At 72.5% G+C, this 16,385-nt stretch carries 14 protein-coding genes; 6 read left to right on the top strand and 8 right to left on the bottom strand.

Annotated features, from left to right (window positions below):
* Positions 1 to 207 precede the first annotated feature (207 nt).
* Positions 208 to 1,092 carry an alpha/beta fold hydrolase gene (locus OG509_RS16870; RefSeq protein WP_406183370.1) on the top strand — a complete coding sequence of 295 codons (885 nt, stop codon included), beginning with the start codon at positions 208 to 210 and terminating at the stop codon, positions 1,090 to 1,092.
* A gap of 85 nt (positions 1,093 to 1,177) precedes the next feature.
* Here the strand turns inward: OG509_RS16870 and OG509_RS16865 are convergent, their stop codons facing one another.
* The 3 genes from OG509_RS16865 to OG509_RS16855 form a co-directional block, all read right to left on the bottom strand.
* Positions 1,178 to 2,848: a transporter gene (locus tag OG509_RS16865; protein WP_406183369.1), complete on the bottom strand. Its 1,671-nt coding sequence runs from the start codon at positions 2,846 to 2,848 to the stop codon at positions 1,178 to 1,180.
* Positions 2,845 to 3,687, bottom strand: a complete 843-nt coding sequence (locus tag OG509_RS16860; protein WP_406183368.1) for an ABC transporter ATP-binding protein — start codon at positions 3,685 to 3,687, stop codon at positions 2,845 to 2,847. Before OG509_RS16860 ends, OG509_RS16865 begins: the two co-directional genes overlap by 4 nt.
* Positions 3,688 to 3,826: 139 nt before the next feature.
* Complete coding sequence (locus tag OG509_RS16855; RefSeq protein ID WP_406183367.1) at positions 3,827 to 4,507, bottom strand: bifunctional DNA primase/polymerase; 681 nt, start codon at positions 4,505 to 4,507, stop codon at positions 3,827 to 3,829.
* A gap of 220 nt (positions 4,508 to 4,727) precedes the next feature.
* On the opposite strand from OG509_RS16855, the gene OG509_RS16850 reads away from it, so the two are divergent.
* Both OG509_RS16850 and OG509_RS16845 read left to right on the top strand, forming a co-directional pair.
* Positions 4,728 to 6,107, top strand: a complete 1,380-nt coding sequence (locus OG509_RS16850; protein WP_403729087.1) for a transcriptional regulator — start codon at positions 4,728 to 4,730, stop codon at positions 6,105 to 6,107.
* Between the two features lie 80 nt (positions 6,108 to 6,187).
* Positions 6,188 to 7,633 carry a hypothetical protein gene (locus tag OG509_RS16845; protein WP_406183366.1) on the top strand — a complete coding sequence of 482 codons (1,446 nt, stop codon included), beginning with the start codon at positions 6,188 to 6,190 and terminating at the stop codon, positions 7,631 to 7,633.
* 27 nt (positions 7,634 to 7,660) lie between these two features.
* On the opposite strand, the gene OG509_RS16840 is transcribed toward OG509_RS16845, so the two are convergent.
* On the bottom strand, positions 7,661 to 8,938 hold the full coding sequence (locus OG509_RS16840) for an ABC transporter substrate-binding protein (protein WP_406183365.1): 1,278 nt from the start codon (positions 8,936 to 8,938) through the stop codon (positions 7,661 to 7,663).
* 196 nt (positions 8,939 to 9,134) lie between these two features.
* Here OG509_RS16840 and OG509_RS16835 point away from each other — a divergent pair, with 196 nt between their 5' ends.
* Both OG509_RS16835 and purU read left to right on the top strand, forming a co-directional pair.
* Positions 9,135 to 9,581, top strand: coding sequence for a hypothetical protein (locus OG509_RS16835; RefSeq protein WP_406187604.1), 447 nt, complete (start codon positions 9,135 to 9,137; stop codon positions 9,579 to 9,581).
* A 28-nt stretch (positions 9,582 to 9,609) separates the two neighbouring features.
* Complete coding sequence (purU, locus tag OG509_RS16830) at positions 9,610 to 10,485, top strand: formyltetrahydrofolate deformylase (RefSeq protein WP_030156837.1); 876 nt, start codon at positions 9,610 to 9,612, stop codon at positions 10,483 to 10,485.
* Positions 10,486 to 10,554: 69 nt separating this feature from the next.
* Here the strand turns inward: purU and OG509_RS16825 are convergent, their stop codons facing one another.
* Positions 10,555 to 11,814, bottom strand: coding sequence for a maleylpyruvate isomerase N-terminal domain-containing protein (locus OG509_RS16825; protein WP_406183364.1), 1,260 nt, complete (start codon positions 11,812 to 11,814; stop codon positions 10,555 to 10,557).
* Positions 11,811 to 12,389 carry a sigma-70 family RNA polymerase sigma factor gene (locus tag OG509_RS16820; RefSeq protein ID WP_406183363.1) on the bottom strand — a complete coding sequence of 193 codons (579 nt, stop codon included), beginning with the start codon at positions 12,387 to 12,389 and terminating at the stop codon, positions 11,811 to 11,813. Before OG509_RS16820 ends, OG509_RS16825 begins: the two co-directional genes overlap by 4 nt.
* 302 nt (positions 12,390 to 12,691) lie before the next feature.
* Here OG509_RS16820 and OG509_RS16815 point away from each other — a divergent pair, with 302 nt between their 5' ends.
* Positions 12,692 to 13,210: an EF-hand domain-containing protein gene (locus OG509_RS16815; protein WP_385590287.1), complete on the top strand. Its 519-nt coding sequence runs from the start codon at positions 12,692 to 12,694 to the stop codon at positions 13,208 to 13,210.
* Between the two features lie 57 nt (positions 13,211 to 13,267).
* Here the strand turns inward: OG509_RS16815 and OG509_RS16810 are convergent, their stop codons facing one another.
* Together OG509_RS16810 and OG509_RS16805 are read right to left on the bottom strand one after the other, a co-directional pair.
* The gene (locus OG509_RS16810; protein ID WP_406183362.1) at positions 13,268 to 14,539 is read right to left on the bottom strand and encodes an acyltransferase family protein; all 1,272 of its coding nucleotides are present in this window, start codon (positions 14,537 to 14,539) and stop codon (positions 13,268 to 13,270) included.
* Between the two features lie 136 nt (positions 14,540 to 14,675).
* Complete coding sequence (locus tag OG509_RS16805; RefSeq protein ID WP_406183361.1) at positions 14,676 to 16,262, bottom strand: class I adenylate-forming enzyme family protein; 1,587 nt, start codon at positions 16,260 to 16,262, stop codon at positions 14,676 to 14,678.
* Between the last annotated feature and the right edge of the window lie 123 nt (positions 16,263 to 16,385).

Below are 16,385 nucleotides of genomic sequence, written 5' to 3'. Positions count from 1 at the left end.
TTTGCTGACCTGGAGCCCCGAGCTCTCAAGGTCATCCCCTCGGACCGTCTTCCCCGAGCGGCCCGCCTCCCTGTTGAAAGGATCTCCATCGGCGGCGGGGGCCAATCCTTGAGCAAGGTCACTCGAAAGAGCGGTGTTGAAGACGAGAACCCCGTTTTCGAATACGGGTTCGATAGTCTGACCGCGAGCGAAGGGGGTGCATCTGCCGTGGTACAGCGCATCGATGTGACAGGGGCCGACGGTGTGCGCCTGGCCGCCTGGGAGTTCCGGGAATCGCCCCCCACCGCGCCCCCGGATCCCGACGTGCCCCGGGTGCTGTTACTCCACGGTCTGATGGGCCGCGCCTTCCACTGGGCGGGCACCGCCCGCTGGCTCTCCGAGCACCGCCGCGTCGTCGCCCTCGACCAGCGCGGCCACGGCCAGAGCGAGCGCCCCGCCGCCGGCCCGGGCGCCTCGACCCCCCTGGGGCGCGACGCCTTCGTGGCCGATGCCGAGGCCGTCATCGAGCAGCTCGGCCTGGGCCCCGTGACGCTGATCGGCCACTCCATGGGCGCCCTCACCGGCTGGCAGCTCGCCGCCCGCCGCCCCGACCTGGTCGAGGCCCTGGTCATCTGCGATATGCGCGCCTCCGCCCTCGGCGAGGCCTCCCAGCAGGAATGGGAGGAATGGTTCCGCCGCTGGCCCCTCCCCTTCCCCACCCAGGACGCCGCCCGCCGCTGGTTCGGCGAGGACGACCCCCGGGTGGAACGCCCCGACCCCGGCCGCGGCTCCTTCTTCGCCGAGGTGATGCACCAGGCCCCCGACGGCTGGCGCCCCCTGTTCTCCCGCCGCCAGATGCTGACCGCCCGCGAGACCTGGGTCCACGACGCGCACTGGGAGGAGCTGGCCCAGGTCCGCTGCCCGACCCTGGTCGTCCGCGGCCTCGACGGCGAACTGGGCCGCGCCGAGGCCCAGGAGATGGTCCGCGTCCTCCCGGCGGGCCAGTACGCCGAGATCCCCGACGCCGGCCACTACCTCCACTACGACCAGCCGGCCGCCTGGCGCGCCGCCCTGGAACCCTTCCTGGACCGGATCAGGAGCGCCGCCCGCTGAATAACGCGGGAGGGAGTGGCGGGCAGCAGCCCGTCACCCCCTCCCGTACGCGGATCACGCACGCCCGCCGCTCAGCCCACGCCGCTCAGCCCTTGCTGACCGCCAGCAGGATCTCCGGAAGGGTCCTGGCCACCGTCGGCGCCGCCAGGCGCAGGCCCGCCCACGCCGCGAACGTGCCCCAGGCCGCGCCCAGCGGCAGCAGGATCCAGGTCAGGGACTGCTGGTCCGTCACGTTGAGGAAGACCGTCAGCGCGATCACCGGCGAGCAGATCACCGCCGACGCGAGCATGCCGCCGAAGATGCCCGCCCAGGCGAGCCCGGCCTGACCCGGCACCACGTTCTTGAACGCGCCGTCCGTCGGGATCGAGTACGGGAACCGGACCGAGGCCAGCGCGCCCGTGCACAGCATCGAGCCGAGCAGCCCCAGAGCCACCCCGAGAGCCGCCGGGAAGCCGCTCCAGTCGTGCACGAGTGCCGCCGTGACCGCCATGAGAACGACCGTGTAGGGGACGGTCACCAGGGCCAGGGCGTACGCGCGGGCCCGCAGCTCCTCGAACGCCTCCCGCGGGGTCGAGATGGTCTGCGCGACCATCCAGAACGCCGAGGTGTCCTGCCCGAACTGGTTGTACATCTGCATGCCGAGCATGCCCGCGCCGAAGCAGGCCAGGTACAGCGAGCCCGTGCCCTGGAGGGCGTTGAAGACCGGCACGATCACGCCGACCGCCAGGGCCGTCACCCACGCCGACTTCGTCTTCGGGTCGCGCACCACGTACCGCAGCGTGCGCTGCATGACCGCGCCCGTCCGCCCGCCCGGCAGGAACGCCCAGGCACCGGCGCCCGACGCGGACTCCCGCTTCCCCGCCGGCTTCGCCGCCGCGATCGTCGACCCGTCCGGGGTGACCATCAGCGTGGTCAGGCTCCGCTCCCAGAACCGCAGCAGCAGGACCAGCGCGAGGACGGTCAGGGCCAGCTGGCCCGCGGCCACCCCGTACGCGCCCTTGCTCGCCGAGTCCACCATGCCGACGGCCGTCGCGGGCGGCAGCCACCGCACCACGGCCTCGGCCGGCTCCAGCTGCGCCAGCCCGCCCGACTGGAACAGGCGCTGGCTGGCGAAGTTCGCCAGCTGCGCGCCGATCGCGATCAGCAGACCGCTGAGCAGTGCGAGGTCGCGCCCCTTGCGGCTGGTCAGCAGCCGGACGTTGGCCGTGGCCACCGCGCGGGCCAGCGCGACGCAGCCCAGCACCAGCAGCGGCACGGCCGCCACGGCCGCCACGATGCCCGCCGCGCCCCGCGCGACGGCCACCACCGAGCCCACCGCCAGGCAGACCGTGAACAGCGGGCCGATGCCGACCAGCGAGGAGGCCAGCAGGGCCCGTACGAGCGGCCGCGGCCGCAGCGGCAGCATGACCAGCCGGCTCGGGTCGAGGGTCTCGTCCCCGCTGGGGAAGAACAGCGGCATGAACGTCCAGCCCAGCGCCAGGATCGCCGCGAGCAGCACGACGACCGTGCCCGCGTGCGCGTTCCCGTGCAGCACGGCCAGGCCGATCATCGCGAGGCAGGCCACCGCCAGCGACAGCGCCAGCGAGGTGAAGTACGCGGCCTTGCGCTTCGACGAGCCCTTGAGCCCGTTGCGGATCAGCGAGAGCTTGAGGCGGACGAAGACCGAGGTCAGGTCGACCGCGGGAGCGGCGGCCGGGGCCGCTGCCGGGGCGTGCCCGTCCGCCGGGGCGGAGGCGGAGGCGGATGCGGCGCTCATCGGGCCGCCTGCCCGCCGAGCCAGTCCAGGGAGTCGCCCGCGTCGCGCCCGCCCGCACCGACCAGCTCCAGGAACGCGGCCTGCAGCGAGGGCGCGTCGCCCCGTACGTCGGCCAGCGGGCCCGCGGCGCGGATCCGGCCGGCGGCCATCACGGCCACCCAGTCGCACAGCGACTCGACCAGCTCCATCACGTGGGAGGAGAAGACGACCGTGGCGCCCGAAGAGGTGTACCGCTCCAGCACCCCGCGGATGGTCTGCGCCGACACCGGGTCCACACCCTCGAACGGCTCGTCCAGGAAGAGGACTTCGGGGTTGTGCAGCAGGGCGGCGGCCAGGCCGATCTTCTTCCGCATGCCCGTCGAGTAGTCCACGACCAGCTTGTGCTGCGAGCCCGCGAGGTCCAGGACGTCCAGCAGCTGCGTGGCCCGCTTGTCCGTCTCATCGCCCGGCAGCCCCCGCAGCCGGCCCATGTAGCCGAGCAGCTCGCGGCCCGACAGCCGCTCGAAGAGCCGCAGGCCCTCCGGCAGCACGCCGATCCGCGACTTCACCTCGACCGGGTCGCTCCACACGTCGTGCCCGGCGACGAGGACCCGCCCCATGTCCGGGCGCAGCAGCCCGGTCACCATCGACAGCGTCGTCGTCTTGCCCGCGCCGTTCGGCCCGACCAGGCCGATGAACTGGCCGGCGGGCAGCTCCAGATCGATCCCCGCGACCGCGACCTGGTCGCCGAAGCGCTTCCACAGGCCTTCGACCCGTACCGCCGCCCGTCCGGCGGCCGGCGCGGATCGCGCGCCGCCCGGTCCGTCCGCCCCACCCGTCGCAACTGCCTGGTCCGGCATGTGCGCCTGCCTCTCGTCCTGTCCCCGTGGTCTTGCCCTCCTCACGATAGGAGGGCGGGGAGAGGCTGGGCAGTTACTTATGTCATGAGTTTCCGGGCATGAACGTCCCGGCCCTGACCTGCGATCCCGGGGATGTCGGTCAGGCGCCCCGCCGGTCCCGGTCCGCCGCCGCCTCGCGCCCGCAGGCGTACGCCAGCGCCGCGATCAGCTCCTCCGTGTCCGGCAGCCACCGGTTGGCGGGGGTGGGCCGACGCGCCCACTGGACCGAGCCCCGGCCGCCGAAGCGGGTGGGCGGGGCGGCCACGTACTCGCCCTCGCCCCGCGCGGCCAGATCGATCGAGGCCGGCGACCAGCCGAGCTTGTGCACCAGGTCCGGCACCTTCGCCCCGGCGCCCGGCAGGACGAAGAACAGCATCCGGTGGTCGGGCGTCAGGGCGACCGGTCCCAGGGTGCGCTCCATCCGCTCCAGGCGCGCCAGCGCCAGGAACCCGGCCGAGTCCGGCACGTCCAGCGCGTCGAACGTCCGGCCCGTCGGCAGCAGGATCGAGGCCTCGGGCCGCTTCGCCCAGATCCGCCGCACCTGTACCGCGCTGCCCGTGGCCAGCGCCGCCCAGTCCTTCACCGTGGGGTGCGCGCCGGGCGCCGGGCAGTCCTGTGCCCCGCAGGAGCACACCTCCCGCCCGTCCGCGGACTCCAGCCAGGTGCCGGCGAAGACGTCCCAGTGCCGTTCTTCCGCGTACCGCACGGCATGGTCCAGCAGCTGCTCGCCGCGCTGCTTGGGGATGGGTGCGGTCTCCGTGACTCCGATGGTCTCTTCCACGCCCATCACAACTCCCGGCGTCACTCGGGGTTACGGGCGTAAACCGGCCGGTGGGCGGAGCATCGATCCTGCATACGGGGCGCACTGGAGCACGCATGGGGGCGCGTAGGAGGTCGAGGCGCCGCAGTTGGGTAGCGATACGACGCAGAGCGGATGATTCTCCGCAACTCAGGCGGGAAGTGATCATTCCAACGATCACCCGCGGCTACTGGGGGTTTTCATGGCAGCCAGGCCTCTCGTCGCGCGCCAGCCGAATGAACGGCTTCAGGCGCTCATCCAGGAAGCCGGGTGCTCGAACGCCGGGCTCGCCCGGCGCGTCAACATGTGCGGGGCCGAACACGGCCTCGATCTCCGCTACGACAAGACATCCGTGGCCCGGTGGCTGCGCGGCCAGCAGCCGCGCGGCCGGGCGCCCGGCATCATCGCCGAGGCGCTGGGGCGCAAACTCGGCCGGACCGTCACCATCGACGAGATCGGCATGGCCAACGGCAAGAACCTCGCCTCCGGCATCGGCCTGCAGTTCTCCCCGACCGTCATCGGCGCCATCGAGCAGGTCAGCGAGTTGTGGCGGAGCGACGTCGGCCGGCGCGACTTCCTCTCGGGCTCCAGCGTGGCGGCCTCGGCGCTCGTCGAGCCGAGCCGCGACTGGCTGATCACCGGCGCCGACGCGCAGGTGGCGCGCAGCGGCGGCTCGCGCGTCGGGATGCCGGACGTGGAGGCGGTACGGGCGACCACCGACGCCCTCAAGGACCTCGACCACCGCTTCGGCAGCGGGCACGTGCGGCCCGTCGTCGTGCACTACCTCAACTCCGTGGTGTCCGGGCTGATCGGCGGCTCGTACCGGGAGCCGGTCGGGCGGGCGCTGTTCGCGGCGGTGGCGAGACTGACCGAGCTGGCCGGCTACATGGCGGTGGACACCGGCCAGCCGGGCCTGGCGCAGCGCTATTACATCCAGGCGCTACGACTGGCGCAGGCGGCGGGGGACCGGGCGTACGGGGGCTACGTGCTCGCGGCGTCCATGAGCCACCTCGCTGCGGAACTGGGCAATCCGCGGGAGATCGCGCAGCTCGCGCGGGCCGCGCAGGAGGGGACCCGCGGGCAGGTCACGCCGCGGGTGGAGGCGATGTTCTACGCCGCCGAGGCGCGCGGGCACGCGCTGCTGGGCGACACCCGGGCGACGGCGGTGCTGTCCTCGCGGGCGGTGACCGCCCTGGAGCGGGCGGAGCCGGAGTCGGGCGACGACCCGGTGTGGATCCGGCACTTCGACGCGGCGTACCTCGCGGACGAGCTGGCGCACTGCCACCGGGACCTGGGGCAGGCGGACGCGGCGGCCCGGCAGGCGGAGGAGGCGCTGCGGGGGCTCCCGGCGGGCAAGGCGCGGCGCCGGGCGATCGGGCTGCTGCTGCTGGCGGTGGCGCAGGTGCAGCAGCGTGAGGTGGAGCAGGCGTGCCAGACGGCCGCGAAGGCGGCCGACCTGCTGTCGGGGCTCCGCTCGAACCGGGGCGCGGAGTACCTGGACGACTTCCGGAGCCGGCTCGCCCCGTACCGCGACGAGCCGGCGGCCCGCGAATTCACCGCTCGCTTGGAGGTGGTGGCGTAGGTGACCTCCGGTGGCGGGGGGTGACCGGGTAGCGTGAGCCGACGATTCGGAATACCGGAGTAGTCGGCGAAGGAGTCCCGGTGACGGAGAGCGGACAGGGCGGCGGCCCGCAGGCGGGTACGCCATGGGGCCCCGACCCGGCGTACCCGCAGCCCGCAGACGGCTACCCGCCGCCGCCCGCAGACGGCTACCCCCCGCCACCCGCGCCGGCGTACGGCTACCCGCCCGCGCCGGGGCAGCCGCATCCGGACCAGGCCCAGCCGGGCGGGCCGGGCCGGCCCGCGTACGGGTATCCGCCCGTGTCGGGCGAGGCGGTGCCCGGGCACGTGGTGGGACCCGGCTACGAGGGACCGGGGGATCCGCACGGGCACGGCTACCCGCCGCTGCCCGAGGCGGTCACCCAGTACATCCCGCCGGTCCCGGCCGGGCCCGGGCAGGACGAAGGCGCGACCCAGTACATCCCGCCGGTACCGGCTGCGCCCGCGCATGGCGAAGCCGCCACGCAGTACATTCCGCCCGTACCGGCCGGACCCGGGCCGGACGAGGGTGCGACTCAGTACATTCCGCCCGTACCGGCCGGACCCGGGCCGGACGAGGGTGCGACCCAGTACATTCCGCCCGTACCGGGCGGGGCCGCGCACCATGAGGCCGCCACGCAGTACATCCCGCCCGTCACCGACGGGTTCGACGCGCTGTTCCGCGAGGAGGGCGGCGCCGATGCCGGGCACACGCGGCAGTTGCCGCCCGTGCAGGAGCCGGTGCTCCGGCAGCCGCCGCCGCGGGGGTACCCGCCGCGCGGGCAGCGGCCCGGACCGCCCCAGCCGCAGGCCCAGCAACCGCAGCAGCAGCCGCAGTACGCCCCGCCCCCGCCCCCGCCCCCGCCGGAGGCGACCCGGCGGGTGCCGGCCTGGGTGATCGCCGCCGTCGTCATCGGCCTGGCCGTCGTCGGGCTCGGCGTCGGCGCACTGCTCAGCGACGGCAAGAAGCAGAACAACGATCCCGCGGCCGCGGCCGCGACCCCCAGCGCCGGAAGCTCGGCCGCGGCGGGCGCCGAGGCACCCGTGGATCCGGCCCGCTCCCAGGCCGTCCAGCTGGACAAGCTCCTCGCGGACAGCAACGACAGCCGCGCCGCCGTGATCCGCGCCGTCGACGACATCAAGGGCTGCCGCAACCTCGGCCAGGCGGCGTCCGACCTGCGCGACGCCGCCCGCCAGCGCGAGGAGCTCGTCACCCGCCTCCAGGACCTGAAGATGGACCAGCTCCCCGACAACGTGAAGCTGGCCGCCTCGCTCACCAAGGCCTGGCAGTCCTCCGCGGCCGCCGACAACAGCTACGCGGCCTGGGCGGACGACACCGCCGGCGACAAGAAGGGCTGCAAGGACGGGCAGGCCAAGGGCACCGGCAACGCCAACGAGGGCAACAAGGCGAGCGGCGAGGCGACCAGGGCGAAGGAGTCGTCCGCGGGCCTGTGGAACGCGATCGCGGCCAAGTACGGCCTCACCAAGCGGGACAAGTCCCAGCTGTAGTCGGACGCAGGGCGTTCCGCGGCGGCGTCACGCCGCGCGGGGCGCCTGCTCCAGGGTCTCCGTCATGTCCATCGACTGCTCGCCGCCCTGCTGGGCGACCAGCCGGCCCGACTGGACGACCTGGAAGTTGACGCGCCCGTTCACCATGCGCGGGAAGCCGGCGACGGCGCGCATGTCCCCGTAGCGCCAGCTCAGGTCCGGGGTCAGCCCGCCGGTCCTGACCGGCTCCGCCTGGTTCAGCATGCGCGACATCTTGCGCGCCGTGATGTCCTCGTCGGGCTTGAACCGCTTCAGGGTCTCGCTGAGGACGGTGTACGCGATCCAGGTGGTCTGCGTCCCGCTGTCGTCCGGGTCCACGGCGTCGTTGCCGAAGGCGTGGTCGGAGATCACCTTCCGCATCGGCTCCCACAGCGCGTCCGTGGACACCGGGTACCAGCTCGTGACGTACGCGCCCTCGAACGGGCTCTCCCTGCCGCCGGTGCGGTCGACCACGGCCTGGCTGACGCTGCCGAGGACCGAGGAGATCTGCGGGTTCTTGTGCTTGCTGTCCTCGCGCCGGAACGCGTCGAAGAACGTCTCCGTGCGCTCGCCGAGCACGGCGGTCACGCAGCCCCGGTCCTTGCCGCCGGAGGAGTTGGCCAGGGCCTCGCGGGCCTGTGCGATGTAGTCCGCGGAGTCCTCGGCGGCCCGGATGTCGTTGGCCTCGGGCGCCTTGTTGAGCTTCAGGCCGGCGTTGAGAAGGATGGGCATGGAGTCGCCCGCGAGGGTGTCCGGGCGGACGATGGCCACCTGGCTGCACGCCTTGCCCAGCTGGTGTCCGGCACCGGCGAGGAGGACGGGCTGGCCGCCGTTGACCGGGTAGGAGAGGGTGCTCTGGAACTCCTCGGAGGAGACTCCGTACCCGCCTATGAAGGGGATGCCCTCCGCCTCCAGCGGGGCCATGAAGGCGCGTCCGTGCTGGCTGTACGAGCCGACGACCGCGACGGCCTTCTCGTCGATGGCCTTGCGGGCGCAGTCGGCGGCGCCGTTCGGGGTGTTCTTCTCGTTGCAGGTCAGTACGCGCAGTTTGTGCCCGTTGATACCGCCCTTGGAATTGACCCAGGCCTCATAGGCCTTGGCCATTCCCGGCATTCCGGGCATATTGGTCGCCTTGGTGTCCTGTGGCGCGAAGGTCATGACCGTGATGGTGCTTCCGGAGCCCCCCGAGCCCCCGGGGAGTACCCCGCATCCGGCGACGAGACAGGTGCCCATCGCCGTTGCCGCCAAGGTGCGGGTCAGGGAAGCCGTGCGTCGCCATTCGGTCATGTCCACGCACGCTTCCGCCCCAGGGGTAACTGGAGAGTGAGATGGACACAACGCGGGGTGACGGGAAGGTGAATTGCCGGGGATGGATTGCGCACAGGTGCTTCAAGATCGCGCAAGCCGTGAACGTAACATCGCAAGCGTGACATTCGCCCAAGGTTCGAAGAACTCTTCCCGCCGCGGTGGCCGCTCCTCCACCATGGGCGGCATGCCCCTGAACGACATGCCGTGGTGGCGCTGGCGCAGCAACGTGCGCTCGGCGCTTCACATGCTTTCCGACCCGGTCTTCCACGAGGAGACCTGGCTCGCCGGTGTCGAGGGGTACGGGGACGTCACCGACGCCGTGTACCGCCTCGTCGAGGACACGTGGCTCGACAGCTGGTCGGCCGACAAGTACGTCGGCACGATATTCCGCGACCCCCAGGAGGCCACGCTCGTGGACCTCGCGGTGCTGCGGGTGCTGCGGATCCTGCACCAGGTCGGGCCCGACGCCCCCGTCTCCGCCTACCTGGAGCACCACGCCTGGCCCGAGGCGGTACGTGCCGCGCGCGAGGCGCACGTACGGCTGGCGACGGCGGACGGGGACGAACCGGACGAGCCGCCGACTTCGCTGGAAGTGCTGAGGATCCTGACCCGCGCGGCGTGAGCCGCGGGGTGTGAAAGGCTGTGGGGTCATGAGCGACGACCCGCAGGCCCAGGCCCCCCAGCAGTACGTATTGACCCTGTCATGCCCGGACAAGCAGGGCATCGTGCACGCCGTGTCCAGTTACCTGTTCATGACCGGATGCAACATCGAGGACAGCCGGCAGTTCGGCGACCACGACACCGGCCTCTTCTTCATGCGGGTCCACTTCTCCGCCGACGCTCCGGTGACGCTCGACAAGCTGCGGGCCAGCTTCGCCGCGATCGGCGACTCGTTCCGGATGGACTGGCAGCTGCACCGCTCCGACGAGCGCATGCGGATCGTGCTGATGGTGTCGAAGTTCGGGCACTGCCTGAACGACCTGCTGTTCCGTTCCAGCATCGGAGCGCTCCCGGTCGAGATCGCGGCGGTGGTCTCGAACCACACCGACTTCGCCGAGCTGGTGCGCTCGTACGGCGTCCCCTTCCACCACATCGCGGTGACGAAGGAGACGAAGGCGGACGCGGAGGCGCAGCTGCTGGCACTGGTCCGGGCCGAGAACGTCGAGCTCGTGGTGCTGGCCCGGTACATGCAGGTGCTGTCGGACACCCTGTGCAAGGAGCTGAGCGGGCGGATCATCAACATCCACCACTCCTTCCTGCCGAGCTTCAAGGGTGCGAAGCCGTACCACCAGGCGCACGCGCGCGGTGTGAAGCTGATCGGTGCCACCGCGCACTACGTGACGGCCGACCTGGACGAGGGCCCGATCATCGAGCAGGAGGTCGAGCGGGTGGGCCACGAGGTGACGCCGGACCAGCTGGTGGCGATCGGGCGCGACGTGGAGTGCCAGGCGCTGGCGCGGGCCGTGAAGTGGCACAGCGAGCACCGCGTGCTGCTGAACGGCACCCGTACGGTCGTCTTCGCGTAGGGGGCCCCTAGGCCCCGGGGCTCCGCCGGGTTGAACCGGCGGAGCCGTGCGGGACCTTGCCGACGCGGCCTAGAGGTGGCTCAGGGAGGCCGCCGCGAAGAGGACGTCGCGGATGGCCTCGCGGTCGCCGTGCTGGCCCACGGCCGCCTCCTCCGGGGAGATGTGCCCGGCGGCCAGCTGGCAGAACTCGGCGCCGTCCAGCGCGATCTGCGCCACCGTGTGCTCCGGCGACGGCTTCGCCGCCGGGGAGTCCAGGGCGATGTCCCAGCTGCCGCCGCCCGCCCCCTCGATCTCCAGGTGCAGGGTCCGCCCCGGTGCGCCCGCCGCGACCAGCCCGCGGGCCGGTGCCGCCAGGCCCGCCCGGCGCCGGTGGGCCAGCGCGCTCGGCAGCAGCCGCGCCGCCAGGTCGATCATCCGGTTCAGGTGGGGCCCGGACGGCGGGTCGTACGGGTAGTCCACCGCCTCGGCGATGTCCCACGCGTGCACCCAGCACTCGAAGGCCCGCTCCAGGAACGCGTCCCCGAGCGGCAGGGCGAAGGGCCCGTAGTCCACCGACAGTTCCCCGACGCCCCGGCCCGCGAACGACACCGTCCGCACGAGCGTGTGGCCCTGCTCCCGCCACGGCTCGCGGATCTGGCGGGTGATGGGCTGCTCGGCGGAGCTCCAGAAGTGCTCGGTGCGGCCCGTCGCGCCCGACGGTGCCTCCGGGCCCAGCGGGTCGTCCAGGCCCAGCGCCGTCGCGACCAGCCCGTCCACCGTCAGCAGGTGCCCGATCACGCCGGCCACCGTCGTCCGGCGCGACTGCCGCCGCTCCTCCTCGAACCACTTCAGCCGTACGGGGGTCTGCCACTCCGAGTCGCCGAAGTCGCGCAGCAGCGCGTCGAGCCGCGCGGTCTCCGTGTCGTACGGGTTCGCCCACGCCGGCACCGGGATGCGGGCGGGCCGCCTGCCGAGGCAGTCCTCCAGCACCCGCGAGCGCAGCAGCGGCTTGAGGTCCAGGTTGTCCTCGGGGTGCAGCAGGCCCACGGCGTCGCGCAGCCGCAGCGCCTCCTCGGCGCACTGCGCGCACTCGGTGAGGTGGTCCTCGACGGCCTGGGTCTCCTCGGCGGAGCAGGCCGCGAGGGCCCAGGCGCCGAGCAGGGACTTCAGTACGGCGTGGGTGCGCGGCGGCTGGGGCGGCTCGGGTACGGCGGGAGGCTCGGGCAGCGGCTCCGGTGCGTGCCGCGGATCGAGGTCGTCGGCGGCCCCGCGCGGACCCGGTATGCGCGCCGGACCGCCGCGGCGCTGCTCCTCGTATCCCTCGTGGGGCGGGTCTGCGGGGCCGTTCATCGGGGCGTTCCATATCCTGGCGGGCCGTATCCGGGCGGAGCGGTGTCCTCCTGCGGGAGGACGTTGGCGGTCGACAGCAGTTGGAGGCCAAGGCGCAGCCGGCGCCGGGCCTCGTCCTCGCTGATGCGGAGGTCGGCGGCGGCCTGCCGGTAGTCGCGGCGCTTGAAGTACGCGAGCTCCAGCGCGGCGCGCAGCGGCGCGGGCATGGACGTGACGATGTAGTCCGCGCGGGCGGCGGCGCTGGCACTGCGCACCTTCTGTTCGAGTTCCTCGCGCGAGCCGCGGCCGAGTTCGGCCTGGCGCAGCCGGGCCACCGCCTGGCCCTGGGTGATCCGGGCGACCCAGGAGCGCATGGAGCCCTGCTTGGGGTCGTAGGCGTCGGGGTTCTCCCAGATGTAGCCGAACACTTCGCGGGTGATCCGGTCCGCCGCCGTCTCGTCGCCGAGGACCCGGTTCGCCAGGCTGTGCACGAGCGAGGCGAAGCGGTCGTACAGCTCTCCGAGCGCGGCGGCCTCGCCGCGGGCGAGGCGCTGCTGCATACGGCGGTCCCAGCGAGGTGGTACGTCCTTCGGCATAACTGCCCCCAGCCGTGTGTCGACGCCTCGAATGTAGTCGCCGGAGGCGGGTTCGCGCCCGTTTTGGGGGAACGCGGCCCTGGAAGAGCGCTCTGCGTGATAGGCGCGGTGCGGGGTGTGAACGGTGGGGCCGGGTGCGGCACATGGGCACAGGTGTGCGCGCCCCGCCACGCTTCCCGTGCGCGGGTTCGATGCGGCCACCTGCTTGCCGACTTCGCTTAACGAGCAGGCCACGTAGGCCTTACGCTCCTGCCTTGTCTTGAACTGAACTCCACCGCACATGTGAAGGCGGAACGCCGCATATGGACAGCGCAGAATACGAGCGCAAGATCGCCGCCCGGTTTGCCACGTTCGACCAGGACGGGAACGGATACATCGACCGCGAGGACTTCAGCGCGGCCGCGAGGGCCGTGCTCGCCGAATTCGGCACCGCCGCGCGGTCGGACAGGGGCCAGGGCCTCTTCGCGGGGGCGGAGGCCTTCTGGCAGGGGATGGCCGGCATCGCGGACGTCGACGGGGACCAGCGGGTGACCCGCGAGGAGTTCATCACCGGGGCGGCGAAGCGGCTGCGGGACAACCCGCAGAGGTTCGCGGAGATCGCGCGGCCGTTCCTGCACGGGGTGATCGCGGTGGCGGACGAGGACGGCCGCGGCACGACCCCGACGGCGGCGGCCCGCGTCCTGCGCGTCTTGGGCACCCCGCCCGAACTGGCCGCCCAGATCGCCACGACCCTGGACGCCGACGCCGACGGCCGCATCACGGAGGACGAGATCCTGACGGCCTTCGCCGCGTACTGCGGCGTAGAAGCCCCCGACGCATAACCGCGGCCGGAGCCGTAGTCCGCAGCCGCGGCCCCGCCGGCGCTGCGGGGCCGCGCGTTACGGGGCCGCCGTGCCCGCGCGGGCCAGATCCTGGTCCGCGGCCGCCGCCGGGGCTCCCGCGGCTCCGCCCGAGTGCAGCGGCGGAGCCGGGCGGGCGCGGCCGATGTCCTTCAGCCGCATGGCCGGGCGTTCGACCAGGTGCCAGGAGAGCACCGCCGCGATCAGGGTGCCGCCCGCGGCCAGTGCGAGGTAGACGCCGAAGCCCCAGCGGGCACCGCCGAGCGCGGCCACCGCCTGCTCCACGACGAAGCCGTAGATGTAGATCCCGTACGAGTAGTCGTGCTTGCTGCCGACCCGCCGGAACGGCTTGGGCAGCCGGATCGCGAGCCACAGCAGCAGGTAGGCGAATGCCGGCACGCCGACTACGTAGAACCAGCCGTAGTGCAGGGTGGCCAGCAGGGTCAGGCCGGCGAGGACGCCCAGTGGGTCGCTGACCGGGATCCGCTCCTTGTACCCCTCGATGAGCGCTCCGAGGACGAAGGCGAAGCCGAGGTAGAAGACCCAGTTGACGACGAAGCCGCCGACGATCGGCACGTCGGGCATCCCGTTGCGCATCGGGATCTCCGTCGCGTTGGTCAGGGGGTCCGTGAGCGCCTCGGTCAGGACGAACCAGCCCAGCACCGCCGCGACCGCGAGGACGGCGCGCCGTGCTCGGACCACTCCGCCGGCCCGCGCCCCGGCGAGGACGAGCAGGGCGACGCCGAGGTAGCAGAGGACCTCGTACTCCAGCGACCACAGTGCACCGTCGAAGCTGCGGTTGTGGGTCAGCCCCTTGTTCATGGCGCCGTCCAGCACACCCGATATGCCCCACTGGTGCACCCGGATGGCGAAGTTGGCCCGGATGTAGTCGAAGGGGCTCTCGCCGTGGTTCCAGAAGTCCGTCAGGCCGCCGTGCTGGCGCCAGTACAGGAACGGCGCCACGGCGAAGGCCGTCACCAGCAGGCATACCCACAGGCCCGGCAGCAGCCGCAGTGCCCGGTGCCACAGGAAGCGCCCGATCGGAAGCCGGTTGCCGCTGCGGGTGACGAGGATGCCGGACAGGATGAAGAAGCCGAAGACGGACATCTTGCCCAGGTCGGTCTGTCCGGAGGCGAAGCTGTAGCCGAACTCGCGGGACCCGAATCCGAGGATGCGCGCGTGGGACAGGACGACGGCGGACGCGAGGAGCAGCCGCAGCAGCCCCAGGCTGTTGTCCCGGCCGGAGAACAGTTCGGCGACGGTGCCGTGAGACCACCGGACACGGCTCAGGGGGGTATCGCGGACTCGCATGACGCCTCTCGCGAACGGGACCCGGAGGGGCGCTCTGCTTGTGTGAAAAGGACAAATAATTGTGACACGCGGCCCGTGTGCGCACCGATGGGTCGTCCTGAATGAGACATCCGCCACTGACGGTCCAGGGGGTGTCCTACGCGAAGCGCTCGCGGAGTTTGTATTTGAGGACTTTGCGGAGGGCTTCGTTGCGGGGGAGGGCTTCGACCAGTTCCAGTTGTTCCGGGAGCTTGTGGGGGGACAGGCCCTGGGCGCGGAGGTGGGCCGTCAGGTGGGGGAGGGTCAGGGGGGTCGCGCCCGGTGGCTGTTCCACGACCGCGCAGACGCGTTCGCCGCGCTCCGGGTCCGGGAGGCCGATCACGGCCACGTCGCCGATGCCCGGGAGCAGGTGCAGGAGGTCCTCGATCTCCTTCGCGGAGATGTTCTCGCCCTTGCGGATGATCACGTCCTTGCTGCGGCCGGTGAGGACGAGGTAGCCGTCCGGTGTCAGGTGGCCGAGGTCGCCGGTGATCAGGTAGCCGTCGGCGTCGAAGACCTCCGCCGGGCGGGCCTCCCGGTTCAGGTAGCCCCGGCAGACCGCCTCGCCGCGCAGCCGGACCTCGCCGTCCGTGTCCGGGGGCAGGGGTTCGCCGTCGGGCGTCGTGATGCGGATCGACATGCCGGCCGGGGGGCGACCCTCCGTCGTGGCCAGGTGCTCCGGGGTGTCGTCCGGGGCGCCCATGGTGATCATCGGGACCTCGGTCATGCCGTAGCCGTGGGTGAGCTGGCAGCCCAGTTCGCGGACGACCGCGTGGTAGATCTCCGGCGGCTTCGGGGCGCCGCCGCCCGCGAGCAGGCGCAGGGTGGGGATGAGCTTGGACCCCGGTTCCTTGCGCTGCTCCGTCAGGAACATCGAGTAGAAGGCCGTCGAGCCGCCGGCCACCGTGACCCCGTGGCGCCGGTAGCCGGCCAGCGCGTCCGGCATCGCGAACTTCTCGAAGAGGACCGCGGGGAAGCCGTACAGGAGCAGCATCACCAGGTAGTCCGGGCCGCCTATGTGCGCGTACGGGAAGGCCATCGAGCCGACGTCGGCCGGGCCCAGGTGCAGGGCGTGGGCCAGGCAGGAGCCGCCCGCGATCAGTGAGCGGTCGGTGTGCAGGACGCCCTTGGGGTCGGAGGTGGTCCCGGAGGTCCAGTAGATCCAGCGGACGGACGTGCCTTCGGACGGGGGTGCGGGAAGTACGGCGGGGTCCGCGGCCGGGAGGGAGTCGTAGGCCTCGAAGACGCCGCGCGCGCCGAGGCGTTCGGCCATCGCGGTGTGGTCGAAGCCCCGCCAGACGCCCGGGACGGCGAAGAACTCGGCCTTGGACTCGCGCAGCGCGAAGCCCACCTCACGGTCGCGGTAGAAGGGGATCACCGGGGTCTGGACGGCCCCGATCCGGGCCAGGGCGAGGCAGAGCAGCACCGTCTCGATCCGGGTGGGCAGCTGCCAGGCGACGACGGTGCCGGGGCGTACGCCCATCTCGTACAGCCCCGCCGCGACCTGCTCGGAGCGGTCGCGGAGCTCGGCGAAGGTGAGCTTGCGGTCGTCGTCGGCGGAGGCGTGGGCGGGGTCGTCGGCTGGGTCGTCGGCCGCCTCGATCAGCACGGTGGCGCCGGGGCTCAGCGCGGCCCGCGCCGCGACCAGCTCCCACAGGGTGGGGGAGTGGCTCAGCCGTATCGCCGTGTCCTTGGTGTCCGCCATCCCCAGCCTCCCGTAACTGACGTGTCGTCAGATGCAGCGCAGAGCGTAGGCCTCCGGCGCTTGTCGGTCCAGGGGTGGCGGAGCTAGCTTGGAGGCGAAATCGTTTCTGACGATCCATCAGAT

This window comes from Streptomyces sp. NBC_01006, assembly GCF_045162725.1.
In the GTDB taxonomy this organism is placed as follows: Bacteria; Actinomycetota; Actinomycetes; order Streptomycetales; family Streptomycetaceae; genus Streptomyces.
Note: the sequence above shows the minus strand (reverse complement) of the source record. Positions and strands in the feature narration are given on the sequence as shown.